A 14,294-nucleotide genomic window follows, 5' to 3' on the forward strand; every position below is an offset into this window, starting at 1 on the left:
CCCATAGCATAAAAAAGAGAAGAGGCAAACCGTTTTTTTGCAACGGTTTACCTCTTTTGTGATACCGGCACGGTTTTCATCGTGCCATGAATGTGTCTACAGGCTCTGCAAAGCTGTGTCTGTCATCTACACAACGCCGTGATTTCGTTTATTGAAACGACGAAGTAAAGAACACACCGGCAGGGAATGCGGTCAGCTTATCGAAGAAGAATTTCTTGCCTCCGCTGCCCTCCACGTCAAAGAGACACGTCTTGTTCTCTTTGTATTTACCGTAGTCAGAAAAGGCCGTATAGATTTTAGCACCTGAAACGGGGTCTACACCGAAACCGTTGTAGAAGATATTGGAGTCTATCAGGGTCTTTAAATCCATGACAGGGGTAGTGGTATTGGCTGTAAAGTCGTGCTTGTAAAGTTTGGTTCCTGCCGAAACGAAGTACACTTGGTCTTTGTGGAGATAGAAAGCAGGTGCACATCCCCAGCCTGCCTGTATGGCGGGAGTCACGGCATGAGAAGCTATCACACTGTAATCTTTGGGATTAATACGGCAGATAGTACCCGGCGAAGTGTACGAAAGCCATAAGTTTCCGTCACCACCTTTCTGTATACCGCTCGGTTTTCCTGCTACGGGAATGGTAGCAATGCATTCTTCGCCCTCTACCACGTAGACACAGTTAGCCCCCATAGCAAAGAGTTTCTTACCGATAACCACCATAGGAAGTTTTGAAACCTTCGATACACCGGCAATTTCCGTTAATTTTTCATTGGCTTCACTCAGGTGAAACAGCTTGCCCGTGTTGTAGGTAGTCAGGTAGATATGGTCGCCAACAACGGCTACGTTGGTAGGATTGGCACCGCCCAACGTTTCGTTGTTATACACCTTCACTTTCTCTAAACTATTGGCTCGGGCAATGGTCAGCAATCCTTCACCACCGTTTTTCGCTCCGTTTTGAGAGATGATATACATCTTCTGGTTAGCAATGAACAGGCCTTGGCACACATTGCCTAACTTAGAACCATTCACCCGCTGGTACACACTGTCGATGGCCACGTGGCGACGGAGGTCGATATACGACAATGTACCCGTCTCATTACCGGCATTTCCCTCATTGAGGATGAAAGCACCATCGGCAAATCGCGGCATGATAATAAAGGTTTTCTTGATGCGGATGGCTGCTTCGCCGGTGGAAGGATGGCTTACGGTGAGCAGCACGGTGCACGTTCCCGTCCGGGCTGATGACAGTTTAAAGGTCTCCCCCGTTCCTTTCTTTACGCCGTTCACCTCCCATGTATAGGTGGTAGCTGCGGTAGAAACATTAGAGAGCACTTTCAGCGGAAGCGTATCGAGCTGCATGACGCTTGCAACACCATTCTCCGGAATGATTTCGGCGGGTGTGCCTGTCACGGGAGGGTCATCACTGGAACACGCCGTAAAGCCCAAGGCAACGGCTGAAAAACACAATAATAAAAGATGCTTTGTCTTCATTTTCATCGTCTTTATCTGTTAAAAAGTTAGATATTGCTGTGGATTTCCACGATTGCAAAGGTAATGTTTTTTCAACGAAAACAGCACGGATTCTCATGAAAAAGCAGAAGAAAGGATGTCGACAAACGAATAAAAGGTGATAAGAAGCGATGGAATCCATATTGAAAGGATAGATGAGTAGTCCTATGAACCGATTGGGATTCAACCAAGGAAAGAGAAAGGAAACTGCGTCCTACCGTTTTTCTAAAGAAAAAATGCAAGAATGAGAAAAAAAATATCTACCTTTGTCTGTTCAACAAGCACTATTGTCATGGATGAAGAACTAAGAGTGATTATCAGCGGAGGCGGCACCGGAGGACATATCTTCCCTGCGGTTTCTATAGCCAATGCCATCAAAGCCAAGCATCCCGCTGCCCAAATACTCTTTGTAGGGGCAGAAGGACGAATGGAAATGCAGCGCGTTCCCGCTGCGGGATATGAGATAAAAGGCCTTCCTATCTGCGGATTCGACCGCAAACACCTGTGGAAAAATGTGGCTGTACTTTACCGGATATGGAAAAGTCAGCGAATGGCAAAACGCATCATTCGCAACTTCCGTCCCATGGTGGCAGTGGGAGTGGGTGGCTATGCCAGCGGTCCTATGCTCAATCAATGTGCTTCCATGGGCGTTCCTTGCCTTATACAAGAGCAGAACTCCTATGCCGGCGTGACGAACAAGTTGCTCGCCAAGAAAGCGAAACGCATCTGCGTGGCCTACGAAGGCATGGAGCGGTTCTTTCCGAAAGATAAAATCCTGATGACAGGAAACCCTGTCCGGCAGGCTCTTCTCAACGTGTCGGCAGATAGAAACGAAGCCATTGCCTCTTTGGGACTCAACCCTGAAAAGAAAACGATACTGCTCATAGGAGGCAGCTTAGGAGCTCGGACACTCAATGAAAGCGTATTGCGCCACTTGGAAGAGATAGAACAATCGGGTATTCAGGTGATTTGGCAAACGGGAAAGGTCTATTTCAAGGCTGTGATGGATGCCCTTGGCGAACGGAAAACACTGCCCACGGTGAAAGTAACCGACTTTATCGACGACATGGGGCTGGCCTATCGCGCCGCCGACCTTGTGGTAAGTAGAGCCGGAGCAGGAAGTATCTCGGAGTTCTGCCTTATCGGTAAGCCCGTGATATTAGTGCCGTCACCCAATGTGGCCGAAGACCATCAAACGAAAAACGCCTTGGCCTTGGTGCAGAAAGATGCCGCCCTCTATGTGAAAGACAGCGAAGCACCCGACCGTCTCTTACCTTTGGCCATAGAAACGGTAAACGATGATGCTCGCCTGCAGGCCTTGAGCCGCAACATCCGTCAGCTGGCTTTACCCCACTCGGCAGACATCATTGCCGACGAGGCGGTGAAATTGGCACAAGGAAGATAGCTTCCGACTGCCGGTTCCACTGAGAAACAGAGGCAAAGAAACACCTCTCAACAAAGAAAAGCATTGTTTGGCCAATGCAGTAGACACGACACGGAAAGACAGAGGCTAACATGCTGACATAAAGAACGATAGCCGGCTGATTGAGAAAGCATAGCTTTTACACCCTGAAACCTTAGCTTTTATCGCGTGAAAGCATAGCTTTTAAAAGCTGAAAAGATAGCTGTTACAAACAGAGGGGTAAGCGCCGGTGGCATCGCCCCTGAAAACGGAATACGAAAAAAAGTATGGAATTAAAAGACATCAAAGCGGTTTATTTCATCGGAGCGGGAGGTATCGGCATGAGCGCCCTCGCCCGTTACTTCCTCCATAGAGGTGTTGTGGTGGGCGGTTACGACCGTACGCCGTCGCCATTGACACGCCGATTGGAACAGGAAGGCATGCTGATACATTACGAAGAGCGTGTAGACGAGATTCCGCGTGCCTGCCTCAACAAATCAGCAGCATTGATAGTATATACACCGGCCATACCCGACAATCACAAGGAGCTGACTTTCTTTCGCGAGGAAGGATTCGAGATACAGAAACGGGCACAAGTGTTGGGCACACTCACACGCACCCATAAAGGGCTCTGCGTGGCCGGAACACATGGCAAGACCACCACTTCTACCATGTGTGCACATATCATGCACCAGAGCCATGTTGATTGCAATGCCTTCTTAGGAGGCATTTCCAAAGACTATGGCACCAACTATATACTGTCGGACGATAGCGACTACGTGGTGATAGAGGCCGATGAATACGACCGCTCTTTTCATTGGCTGCGTCCGTGGATGAGTGTCATCACCTCGACAGACGCCGATCATCTCGACATCTACGGCACCCGAGAGGCTTATTTGGAAAGTTTCCGCCATTACACAACGCTGATTCGCGAGGGCGGCGCTTTGATTATTAAGCACGGTTTGGCCATGAAACCCGATGTGAAGGAAGGCGTTCGCATATATGAATATGGTAGAGACGAGGGCGATTTCCATGCTAAGAACATACGGATAGCCAACGGCGAGATTACATTCGACTTTGTTTCGCCTGTAGAAAATGTGGAAAACGTGGAAATGGGACTACCCATTCCCATCAATATAGAGAACGGCGTGGCCGCCATGGCTATGGCACAACTCAACGGTTGCACAGCAGACGAACTGAGATATGGCATGAAAACGTATCACGGAGTGGAGCGGCGGTTCGACTTTAAGATAAAGACCGACCACTGCGTGCTGCTCAGCGACTACGCACATCATCCCAAAGAAATCTACCAAAGCATCAAGAGCATGCGCGAGTTGTATGAAGGTCGCCGGATAACAGCCATCTTCCAGCCGCATCTCTACTCGCGTACACGCGACTTCTATCAGGAGTTTGCCGAAGCATTGAGTCTGCTCGACGAGGTGATTCTCTGTGACATCTATCCTGCAAGGGAACTCCCCATCGAGGGCGTCACTTCGCAGTTGATTTACGATTGCTTAAAGCCCGGAGTGGAAAAACGCATGATAAAGACGGAAGAAGTGTTGAACGTAGTGCGTGAAAAAGACTTCGATGTGCTGATGATACTCGGCGCGGGAGATTTGGATAGTTACGTGCCGGAAATAAAAAAGATATTGGAAAGCAAATAAATGCGCTTCAATTGGAAGAAAACCCTCCTCGTTTCGCTCGACGTAGCCTTAGCCATCTACCTCGTACAGGCCGTTACCGCGTTTAACAAACCCGACAACAGAGCCGACGTATGCAGTAAAGTAGGCATCGATATAGCAGACGAGAATGTGAACGGATTTCTCAGTGCGCAAGAGATAAAGCGCATATTAGAGCGCAATAGGTTGTATCCACTGTCGCAGCCCATGAGGTATATAGACCCCAGAAAGATAGAAGAAGTGCTGACCGGCAGCCCTTTTGTGAAAACGGCAGAGTGCTATAAGACACAAGACGGTAGAGTCTGTATCACGCTTACACAGCGATTACCCATCGTAAGGATAAAAAATGAGAAAGGAGAAGACTACTATTTAGACGACAACGGCGGTATCATGCCCAATTCTAAATATACTTCAGACTTGATAGTCGTAACCGGTTATGTGCCGCAATGGTACGCCCAACACTACATCTACTTGCTGGCAGAAACTCTGATGACCAGCGATTTGTGGCGAAATCAGGTGGAACAAATCAATGTTTTGCCCAATCGGGGCATTGAAATCGTACCTCGCGTAGGCAACCACATCGTCTTTTTAGGTTATCTGCCTGAGTTTAAATCGGCTAAAAAGCGAAAGACGGAGGTGCCGAAGTTCGTGGAAAAGAAGTTGAACAGGCTGGAAAAGTTCTATAAATACGGACTTTCACAGGCCGGATGGAACAAATACTCGTATATCAGTTTAGAGTTTGACAATCAAATTATATGTAAGAAAAGGAGCGAAACGCCTCCTGCAACAGAACAGAAAGAATAATATCATATAGTATATGGCAGCAAAGGAATTTATCGTAGCTATCGAATTGGGTTCAACAAAGATTACAGGTATCGCCGGAAGAAAGAACCTTGACGGCAGCCTCACTGTGCTTGCTGTTGTAAAAGAAGATTCTACCGCCTGCATCAGAAAGGGAATCGTCTACAACATAGACAAGACAGCATTGTGTCTTACCAATGTAATAAACAAACTGAAGAATACGCTTCACACGGAAATCGCTCAGGTTTACGTGGGAATGGGAGGCCAATCTATCCGTAGTATCAGAAATGTTATCGTGAAAGACCTGCCCGAAGAAACGATTGTTACACAGGATATGATTAACGAACTCATGGATTCCAACCGCAATATGGAATATCCCGAGCAGGAAATCATCGATGTTGCTACGCAAGAATACAAGGTAGATGCCCAATATCAGGTAGATCCTGTGGGTATACCATGCAGCCGTTTAGAGGGAAACTTTCTGAATATATTGTGGCGGAAGACGTTTTACCGCAATCTGAATACCTGTTTCGAGAATGCGGGAGTTACCATCGCAGAGTTATATCCCGCACCTCTGGCGCTCGCGGACTGTGTTCTTACAGAATCAGAGAAAAGGACTGGATGCGCATTGGTTGATTTCGGAGCCGATACAACCACAGTTTCTATCTATTATAAGAATATTCTTCGCCACTTAGCCGTTATTCCGTTGGGCAGCAATAACATAACGAAAGACATCACATCCCTGCAAGTGGAAGAGACCGAAGCTGAAGTGATGAAGCTGAAATACGGAAAGGCCATCAACGAATACATGAATAACGAGACGACGATACAGTTGCCTGTCAATGCTGAAAGGTCTGTCAACGCCAACGATTTCGGCTACGTGGTCGAGGCAAGAACAAAGGAAATCATCGACAATGTGTGGTATCAGGTGCCACGGGAGCTTCGCGATAAACTGCTCGGAGGTGTTATCCTGACAGGTGGAGGTGCAAATATGCCGGGTATCGAGCAGGCGTTCCGCAACTATACAAACATCGAAAAAGTGCGTGTGGCCAAGTTTATTACATCCACGGTTAACTCCAATCACGCTGACATCACAGAGCATACAGGCATGATGAACACTGCTCTTGGCCTCTTAGCCAAGGGAGATATCAACTGTGCCGGTGAGGAAATTGACCCCAATGCGAATCTTTTCGATGCACCGAAAAGCAACTCTGCCGGCATCGCAGTTGCCGGCAGAAACCCTTATGCCAATGCTACGATGGCTGCGGATGCCGGCAACGGGAAACTAAGAGCCGACGAAGCACGCCGAAAAAGGGAAGAAGAACGGGAAGCCTTGCTTGCCGAAGAGGAGGAAGAACGCCTCAAAGCAGAGGAAAAAAAGCAAAACAGCTTCTGGAATAAGTTTGTGAAAGGTGCCAAGAAATTTGGTGAACAAATACTGAAAGAAGAAGAATAAAATCGAAGAAAGTCCACATCACATATAAGGATAAAAAAGATACAACTATGTCAGATATAGAGAACAACAGATCGAATCTTCTGGATTTCGGTGCACCGGAGAAAGAGAGCAACATCATCAAGGTCATCGGTGTCGGCGGTGGAGGTGGCAATGCTGTGAACCATATGTACCGAGAAGGCATTCACGATGTGTCTTTCGTGCTCTGCAACACCGACAACCAAGCCCTTAATGACTCACCTGTGCCCGTGCATTTGCAGCTCGGCAAAGAGGGATTAGGTGCCGGAAACAAGCCGGAAAAAGCACGACAAGCCGCCGAAGAAAGCATCGATGCCGTAAGAAACATGTTGAGTGACGGTACTAAAATGGCCTTTATCACCGCCGGAATGGGTGGAGGAACAGGTACGGGAGCTGCCCCCGTCATTGCTCGTATCTCAAAAGAGATGGGCATCTTGACCGTTGGTATCGTGACCATACCTTTCCGTTTTGAGGGTACGAAGAAGATAGATCAAGCTTTAGACGGTGTAGAAGAGATGGCAAAGCATGTCGATGCGCTCTTGGTTATCAACAACGAACGTCTTCGGGAGATATATCCCGACCTTGAAGTGCTCGATGCTTTCGGCAGAGCTGATGACACATTAAGCATCGCAGCCAAAAGTATTGCCGAGATTATTACCATGCATGGACTGATGAACCTTGACTTCAACGATGTTAAAACGGTGCTGAAAGACGGCGGAGTGGCCATCATGAGTACAGGCTACGGCGAGGGAGAAGGTCGCGTAAAGAAAGCCATTGAAGATGCGTTGCACTCTCCTTTGCTCAACAACAACGACATTCTCAGCTCTAAAAAGATACTTCTGAACATATCATTCAGCAGCGACAAGAAGGAAACGCAGGGCTTAATGATGGAAGAAATGAATGAAGTACACGAGTTCATGGGAAAGTTCTCGAGCGAATTTGAAATCAAATGGGGGCTTGCCATTGACCCCGAACTCGGCAAAAAGGTAAAAGTCACTATTTTGGCTACAGGCTTTGGTATAGAGAATGTTGAGGGAATGGACCGTCGCATCAAAGAGTACACGCAGGAAGAAGCCAACCGCATGGCCGAGGAAGAGGAGCGCGAGCGGGAGAGAAAGAGGCGTCGCGGCGATTACTATGGCACTGATGGCAACAACAAGACTTACCGTCGACAGCCCCCCATCTTCCTTTTCAGTCCCGAAGAGCTTGACAACGAAGACATCATACTTGCCGTTGAGTCCACACCCACTTACAAGCGTACCACGCAAATGATAGAAGAGATACGCAAACTGCCGCAAGGCATAACCGAGGAAGACAAATCCTCCGGTAAAGAACCCATACAGGAAACCATTAAATTCATATAAAACAACATGACACTATTTGATCAAATAAGCAACGATATCAAAGAGGCGATGAAAGCAAAGGACAAGGTTCGCCTCGATACACTTCGCAACATCAAGAAAGTATTTATCGAAGCAAAGACTGCACCGGGAGCCAACGACATGTTGGACGATGCCGATGCCCTCAAGATATTGCAGAAATTAGCCAAGCAAGGCAAAGAGAGCGCAGCAACGTTTACCGCCCAACAACGTGCCGACCTTGCCGAAACAGAGCTTGCACAGGTAAAGGTAATCGAAGAATACCTGCCCCAACCCCTTTCGGAAGCAGAGGTGGAAAGTGCCGTAAAAGCGATTATCGCCGAAACAGGAGCCACCTCTATGAAAGACATGGGTAAGGTAATGGGTATTGCAAGCAAACAGTTAGCAGGGAAAGCCGATGGCAAACTCATCTCAACCCTTGTGAAACAGCTTTTGGCTTAATCGCCTTTCAACTCCTCGTTACACCGTTCGACCGGCATACACACACAACACTTGTATGCCGGTCGTTGGGTTTCTACACCTTATTATATATAGGGGCATTCTCTTAAATCGGAAACAACACATCCGGGTTAATCAACTCAATAAATGTTACTTAAAAGTTTGCACACTCGAAAAACTTTCGTATCTTTGCAACGCGAATAAGAGAAGAGAGCCAATATCAACAGCAAAGAACAGAACATGGCTCTCCTATCGACCAACCACAACAGCTAAATTTTAAAGTAAAACCTCAAAACAAAAACATGATGAAGAAGTATGTATGCGTACCATGTGGGTATATTTACGACCCCAAAGAGGGTGATCCTGATGGCGGTATTGCCCCCGGAACAGCCTTTGAAGACATCCCCGACGATTGGGTTTGCCCCATTTGCGGAGTTGGAAAAGATGAATTTGAGCCGGTAGAAGACTAAACGAAAGAGAGAAGGGATGCCCTGCAAGGCATCCCTTCTTTTATATTCATCCCTTGACGAATTGCTACCGAGCCGTTTTCCGCCTACCCTCTGTTGCTTTCATGCAAAGAGTTCCCGCAGTACCCCCAGCGATTTCAATTCGGGAAAGCCCGGCACATGCAGTTGGTAAAACATGAGAATCAGTTCTATACAGCGGTTTCTCTCATGGCGCGACATACGAAACAAATGCATCGTATCAAAGTTCATACGCATCAAAAGTCCTATCCGCGCAGCCTCAGAGGGCAACAAGAAATCAGCATGCGATGGCATTGTAGCGGTAAAGCAGCCGTTTCTTAAATCGAAATAAGCCGTTGCCGCAGACGCTTCCAGATTGGGATAAAACCCTAAGAAGCGAGAAAGACGCAGGGTAAACACCAGATGGAAATTCGCAAAGGCACCACAGCTATTATCCAACCATTCAATACAGTTGATGAGATAGTTGAACAACGGGGTATTTTCTTGTTCACTTCGAGTAGCATAATACAGAAATTCGGCCACAAAAAGCGACAGCGACAACTTCACCGGTTCAAAAGGAATAGAGACAAACGGCAGGGCGATACGTGCATCGCGCATGGTTTGCAGGCCTCCCCGCTGCCGCATATCAAACTCAATTTCCAAAAGTGTGAGCGGCTGGAAGAATTGCTTTTTCAATTTGCCCTTTGCTGTTTTCGGAATCCGCGACATAAAGGAAAGCCTCCCAAACTTCTCGGTAAGAAGTTCAATCACCAATTTGGCATCACCATATTTGAACGTGTGAAGAACTATCGCGCGGGTCTTTATCAGCATAACAGTCACAAAAGTACGAAAAAAGCCGTGATGTATCAAAAATTATGATGTAAAATTTGGCGGGACAATAAAAAAGCTATACCTTTGCAACCGCTAAATATTATTGGTCCCTTCGTCTATCGGTTAGGACGAGAGATTTTCATTCTCTAAAGAGGAGTTCGACTCTCCTAGGGACTACTCAGTAAGAAAATAAATAAGAAAAGAAGAGATGGCAAATCACAAATCATCATTTAAAAGAATTCGTCAAGACAAAAAGCGTACCTTGCATAATAAGTATTATGCCAAGACTATGCGTAATGCTGTCCGCAAATTGCGTGCTATTACCGACAAGGAAGAAGCCATAAAGCTCTATCCCAGCATACAGAAAATGCTTGACAAGTTGGCTAAGACCAACATCATTCACAAGAATAAGGCTGCCAATTTGAAGTCGGGGTTGACTCGACACATCAACCAATTGGCCTAAGAAAACATCTGTCTGTACCTGAGAAGTTCTGAGGCTGCCGATTGAAAGCGCAGCAAAACCACTTTCAAAAGGTATAGGAAGAGAAACAGAATCATCACTGTTGAATTATCATATATAGAAGGTTGCAGTTCGAGAGAGCTGCAACCTATTCCTTTTTTACCCCCTTTGTCTCCCTCGCAGTGCACCCATCGCCCCCTCTTTCCTTGAGTGCGGGATAATGATATTGGGGACATTAAGCCATGAAACGAAGCTCGCCGTGCAAAGCGAAACGGTCTGTCGCACTTACAGCGCTCACCTTTTTTGCTCCTTCTTACCCAAGGCGATGCCTTGGGCTGACATCTTACGCGCCTCCAGCGCTTTAGTTTGTAACATTGTTTTACCAAAAGCGTTATCCACACCTATTGCCTTTCGCGTCTCCAGCGCTTCATTTTGTGACGTTCTTTTACCCATGGCGTTGCCTTGTGCTGACATGTTTCGCGCCTTTAACGCTTTAGTTTGTGACATTGTTTTACTAAAGGCGTTATCGGCAGTTATTACCTTACGCGTCTCCAATACTCGCCTTTTTTGCGTCTTTTTACCAAAGGTGCTACCTTAGACTGACAGCTTACGCGCCTTCAGCGCTTACCTTTCAATCATCAATGGCATGTCGTTGCGATTTCCACCGCCCTACATTTAACCGTTTATAAGATAAGAATAAGCGCTGTAAGCGCATAACATATCAGCCCAGCGCATGGCACCGAGTAGATGACACTTCCCTAAGTAAGCTCTGCAAGAGCGCAATATACCAGCCCAGCGCATAGCGCTGGGTATAGGACATGCCCCTAAATGGAGCGCTGTAAGTGCGACACATCGTTATCAAACATCGACTTGGAAAGAAATAAAAGGGTCGTCCGCACACATTGCTTTGCTTCCTCTTCGTGTCAGCGAACTTCGTTTCCGCTCCGCTTCGCACAGCGAACTTCGTTTCAGTGCTTGCCTTCTCATTATCGAAAGCTATGGTATGAGGGTGTAAAAGCTATGCGTTGAGAGGATGAAAGCATAGCTTTAAGGGCGTAAAAGCTATGCTTTTACAAACACGCCTCTATCTGTCTGTTTACCAGACGCTTACATACTTCCTTTCTTTCCCTTTTCTTCATCCCTCCGCGAGATGAGCCAATGGATGTTCCCTCACCCCCATCGGGTTCTTAACACTTCCCCTTTTGCCCGTTGCTCTCTATACGCCGGCAAAGCGATGGCTCCACCGACAAGGGAAAGATACTTTCCTTCAACCCCAATCGATCATAAGTGTGCTTATCTAACATTTTAATAGGGACGACATGGCTTCTTGTCATCTTTTATTCGTTTGTAGGCATCTTACCTGCCGTTCTCTCCCAACGTCGCCCGCAATATCTTTGATAGTGCCACACGCCATCTAACCGACCATCCGACAAAATCTGTGCAAGTTCTCATGACCCATTCAGGTTTAAGCAAAAGGTATTTGTTTTCTGATTTTCTCTTTCAAAATGTTGTTCGTTCCATTTTAATTCATTATTTTTGCTAACAGTTTGTAAATCTCTTCATCAATAACCCATCTGTAAATACTAAAAGTTAATGGAAAAGATAGATAATCTTGACAAAAAGATACTTAGTATCTTATCTAAAAATGCCCGAATCCCCTTTAAAGATGTAGCCGCAGAATGCGGAGTATCGCGAGCTGCGATACATCAGCGCGTGCAACACCTCATAGAAGGCGGTGTGATAACGGGCAGCGGATTCGATATCAACCCCAAGAGTTTAGGCTATTATACCTGCACTTATGTGGGCATCACATTGGAACGGGGTAGCATGTACAAAGCTGTTGTGGAGCGAGTGGCAAAGATTCCCGAAATCATAGAGTGCCACTATACCACCGGTCCCTATATGATGCTTATCAAGCTGTATGCCCGCGACAACGAGCAACTGATGAACCTGCTCAACAATCAGCTGCAAAGCATCCCCGGAGTGGTGGCCACCGAAACGCTTATCTCTTTGGAGCAAAGCATCAAACGCGAGATTCCCATCATCTCGGTGCCCAACGATAAAAAGGAAAAATAAATCATGGAGTCATTCGATCTCGAAGCACATCTCTCCACCCTTTACGCCTCTTATCCTGAAGCCCCGCAGCAACCGCTCATCGGCATTACAGCCAACTTCCGCGGAGAGGAAGCCTGTCTGCGCGAGAAATACTACGACCAAGTGGTGAAAGCTGGCGGTTCGTCCGTTCTTATCCCACCTGTGGCCGATAAGAACGTGTTGCTCAATATCCTCGAACGTATCGACGGACTGCTTCTCAGCGGAGGGGCGGACATCAATCCGCTATGGCTCGATGAGGAGCCGGTTCCCCAAATGGGAGAAATCAATGCAGCCCGCGATTTGTCCGAACTGCTTCTAATCAGGCTCGCCTTTAACCGGCAGATTCCCATACTTGGCATCTGTCGCGGCATTCAGGCAATGGCCATCGCTTTAGGTGGCAGCATTGCGCAAGACATCGGGCAGACTTCTGTCAAGCATTCGCAAGAGGGGGGACGCGGCGAGCCAACCCATTCGGTGACAATAGATGAAAACAGCACGGTCTACACCTTATATCAAGAAAAGAAATTGTTTGTCAATTCGGTGCACCATCAGGCCGTTTCAAAGGCCGGAAACCGCTTCCGCGTGACAGCAAAAGCATCCGACGGCATCATAGAAGCCATCGAAAGCACCGAACATAAGGCCGTATTGGGCGTGCAATGGCACCCCGAATGGTTAGGGAAAGACGGGCTTCCGCTGTTTCAATGGCTGGTTTCTCAGGCGGAAAACTTTCATACGGCCAAACGGTTGCATAGCCACATGCTCACGTTAGATACCCATTGCGATACCCCGATGTTCTTTCCGGAGGATATCGACTTCATGAAACGTGACCCGAAAATTCTCGTAGATTTGCATAAAATGACAGAGGGGAGGTTGGATGCCACCACGATGGTTGCTTATCTGCCTCAGCCCAAGGCGGGCGAAAGTTTTGCTTCCAAAGTGGCCTTTCCCGTTTCCAGCCCTACGGAATATGCCGACCTTATCTTCGACAAGATAGAAACCATTGTGAGAGAGAACAGCCGTTATCTCGGTTTAGCGCGCTCTCCCGAGCAACTTTACAAGCTGAAACGCCAAGGACGCAAGGCTATTGTGCTTGGAATAGAAAACGGTCTGGCCTTGGGAGGCGACCTTTCCAACGTAGCACACTTTGCACAGAGAGGCATCACCTATATTACCTTATGCCATAACGGGGACAACGACATCTGCGATAGTGCACGAGGCAACGGAACACACGGCGGCGTAAGCGATTTCGGAGCGAAGGTAATCGCCGAAATGAACAGGCTTGGCATCATGGTAGACTTGAGCCACGGCGGCGAGAAAAGTTTCTACGATGCTCTTGATATCAGTCGTATGCCCATCGTATGCAGTCACAGTAATTGCAAAGAACTTTGCGATGTGCCGCGCAATCTCACAGACGACCAGCTTCGCGCGCTGGCACGTAAGGGCGGTGTAGCTCACACCACGCTCTACAAAGGCTTTCTCCGTAAAGAGGGACAGGCGAGCATTCTCGATGCCGTAGCCCATCTTGAACATGCCATCAAGATAATGGGAATCGAACATGTGGGCATCGGTACAGACTTTGACGGCGACGGAGGAGTGCCCGGAATGGCAGATGCTTCGGAAGCAATTGCCTTTACGCTCCAACTGCTTCGGCACCGATACAATGAAGAGGACATTGCCCGAATATGGGGAAAGAATTGGCTTCGCGTCATGACAGAGGTGCAGGCAGCATGCGAAAACCAAACGCTACGGACGTAAACAGTGAGCAACTCATCCA

At 47.5% G+C, this 14,294-nt stretch carries 13 protein-coding genes and 1 tRNA gene; 11 read left to right on the top strand and 3 right to left on the bottom strand.

Translation table 11 applies throughout. The features are described 5' to 3' along the window. Window positions 1-148 precede the first annotated feature (148 nt). The gene (locus HMPREF0658_RS07185; RefSeq protein ID WP_006949747.1) at window positions 149-1,489 is read right to left on the bottom strand and encodes a DUF5074 domain-containing protein; all 1,341 of its coding nucleotides are present in this window, start codon (window positions 1,487-1,489) and stop codon (window positions 149-151) included. 304 nt (window positions 1,490-1,793) lie between these two features. On the opposite strand from HMPREF0658_RS07185, the gene murG reads away from it, so the two are divergent. The 7 genes from murG to rd all read left to right on the top strand — a co-directional run bounded on the left by murG (window position 1,794) and on the right by rd (window position 9,141). Next, complete coding sequence (murG, locus tag HMPREF0658_RS07190; protein WP_024990820.1) at window positions 1,794-2,906, top strand: undecaprenyldiphospho-muramoylpentapeptide beta-N-acetylglucosaminyltransferase; 1,113 nt, start codon at window positions 1,794-1,796, stop codon at window positions 2,904-2,906. Between the two features lie 284 nt (window positions 2,907-3,190). Continuing rightward, window positions 3,191-4,567 carry a UDP-N-acetylmuramate--L-alanine ligase gene (murC, locus tag HMPREF0658_RS07195; RefSeq protein WP_006949751.1) on the top strand — a complete coding sequence of 459 codons (1,377 nt, stop codon included), beginning with the start codon at window positions 3,191-3,193 and terminating at the stop codon, window positions 4,565-4,567. Next, entirely contained in the window at window positions 4,568-5,386 is an 819-nt protein-coding gene (locus HMPREF0658_RS07200) for a cell division protein FtsQ/DivIB (RefSeq protein ID WP_006949752.1), read from the top strand. A 13-nt stretch (window positions 5,387-5,399) separates the two neighbouring features. Further along, complete coding sequence (ftsA, locus tag HMPREF0658_RS07205; RefSeq protein WP_006949754.1) at window positions 5,400-6,839, top strand: cell division protein FtsA; 1,440 nt, start codon at window positions 5,400-5,402, stop codon at window positions 6,837-6,839. A 47-nt stretch (window positions 6,840-6,886) separates the two neighbouring features. Further along, window positions 6,887-8,218: a cell division protein FtsZ gene (gene ftsZ / locus HMPREF0658_RS07210; RefSeq protein ID WP_006949756.1), complete on the top strand. Its 1,332-nt coding sequence runs from the start codon at window positions 6,887-6,889 to the stop codon at window positions 8,216-8,218. 6 nt (window positions 8,219-8,224) lie between these two features. After that, a complete protein-coding gene (locus tag HMPREF0658_RS07215) occupies window positions 8,225-8,674 on the top strand; it encodes a GatB/YqeY domain-containing protein (RefSeq protein WP_006949759.1) in 450 nt (149 codons plus the stop codon). A 302-nt stretch (window positions 8,675-8,976) separates the two neighbouring features. After that, window positions 8,977-9,141, top strand: coding sequence for a rubredoxin (rd, locus tag HMPREF0658_RS07220; protein ID WP_024990821.1), 165 nt, complete (start codon window positions 8,977-8,979; stop codon window positions 9,139-9,141). A gap of 99 nt (window positions 9,142-9,240) precedes the next feature. Here rd and recO read toward each other — a convergent pair whose 3' ends face one another. Beyond that, window positions 9,241-9,966, bottom strand: a complete 726-nt coding sequence (recO, locus tag HMPREF0658_RS07225; protein WP_006949764.1) for a DNA repair protein RecO — start codon at window positions 9,964-9,966, stop codon at window positions 9,241-9,243. A gap of 105 nt (window positions 9,967-10,071) precedes the next feature. Between recO and HMPREF0658_RS11530 the strand changes: the two genes are divergently transcribed. Continuing rightward, window positions 10,072-10,143: transfer RNA gene (locus tag HMPREF0658_RS11530), tRNA-Glu, on the top strand. Between the two features lie 31 nt (window positions 10,144-10,174). Continuing rightward, on the top strand, window positions 10,175-10,429 hold the full coding sequence (gene rpsT, locus HMPREF0658_RS07230; protein WP_006949766.1) for a 30S ribosomal protein S20: 255 nt from the start codon (window positions 10,175-10,177) through the stop codon (window positions 10,427-10,429). Between the two features lie 291 nt (window positions 10,430-10,720). Here the strand turns inward: rpsT and HMPREF0658_RS07240 are convergent, their stop codons facing one another. After that, a complete protein-coding gene (locus tag HMPREF0658_RS07240) occupies window positions 10,721-10,933 on the bottom strand; it encodes a hypothetical protein (protein WP_139047739.1) in 213 nt (70 codons plus the stop codon). Between the two features lie 1,086 nt (window positions 10,934-12,019). Here HMPREF0658_RS07240 and HMPREF0658_RS07245 point away from each other — a divergent pair. Further along, window positions 12,020-12,502 (top strand): Lrp/AsnC family transcriptional regulator, encoded by a 483-nt coding sequence (locus tag HMPREF0658_RS07245; RefSeq protein ID WP_006949770.1) that lies wholly within the window; start codon window positions 12,020-12,022, stop codon window positions 12,500-12,502. Window positions 12,503-12,505: 3 nt separating this feature from the next. Then, complete coding sequence (locus tag HMPREF0658_RS07250) at window positions 12,506-14,275, top strand: fused gamma-glutamyl-gamma-aminobutyrate hydrolase/peptidase (RefSeq protein ID WP_006949773.1); 1,770 nt, start codon at window positions 12,506-12,508, stop codon at window positions 14,273-14,275. Window positions 14,276-14,294 lie beyond the last annotated feature (19 nt).

Source organism: Hoylesella marshii DSM 16973 = JCM 13450 (assembly GCF_000146675.1).
GTDB lineage: Bacteria > Bacteroidota > Bacteroidia > Bacteroidales > Bacteroidaceae > Prevotella > Prevotella marshii.

Bases quoted from the DNA above. Each gene is read 5' to 3' on its own strand.
- ftsA (WP_006949754.1), top strand. From the start codon at position 5,400: ATGGCAGCAAAGGAATTTATCGTAGCTATCGAATTGGGTTCAACAAAG.
- murG (WP_024990820.1), top strand. From the start codon at position 1,794: ATGGATGAAGAACTAAGAGTGATTATCAGCGGAGGCGGCACCGGAGGA.
- HMPREF0658_RS07245 (WP_006949770.1), top strand. From the start codon at position 12,020: ATGGAAAAGATAGATAATCTTGACAAAAAGATACTTAGTATCTTATCT.
- HMPREF0658_RS07250 (WP_006949773.1), top strand. From the start codon at position 12,506: ATGGAGTCATTCGATCTCGAAGCACATCTCTCCACCCTTTACGCCTCT.
- HMPREF0658_RS07185 (WP_006949747.1), bottom strand. From the start codon at position 1,489: ATGAAAATGAAGACAAAGCATCTTTTATTATTGTGTTTTTCAGCCGTT.
- HMPREF0658_RS07200 (WP_006949752.1), top strand. From the start codon at position 4,568: ATGCGCTTCAATTGGAAGAAAACCCTCCTCGTTTCGCTCGACGTAGCC.
- HMPREF0658_RS07240 (WP_139047739.1), bottom strand. From the start codon at position 10,933: ATGTCACAAACTAAAGCGTTAAAGGCGCGAAACATGTCAGCACAAGGC.
- ftsZ (WP_006949756.1), top strand. From the start codon at position 6,887: ATGTCAGATATAGAGAACAACAGATCGAATCTTCTGGATTTCGGTGCA.
- HMPREF0658_RS07215 (WP_006949759.1), top strand. From the start codon at position 8,225: ATGACACTATTTGATCAAATAAGCAACGATATCAAAGAGGCGATGAAA.
- rpsT (WP_006949766.1), top strand. From the start codon at position 10,175: ATGGCAAATCACAAATCATCATTTAAAAGAATTCGTCAAGACAAAAAG.
- rd (WP_024990821.1), top strand. From the start codon at position 8,977: ATGAAGAAGTATGTATGCGTACCATGTGGGTATATTTACGACCCCAAA.
- murC (WP_006949751.1), top strand. From the start codon at position 3,191: ATGGAATTAAAAGACATCAAAGCGGTTTATTTCATCGGAGCGGGAGGT.
- recO (WP_006949764.1), bottom strand. From the start codon at position 9,966: ATGCTGATAAAGACCCGCGCGATAGTTCTTCACACGTTCAAATATGGT.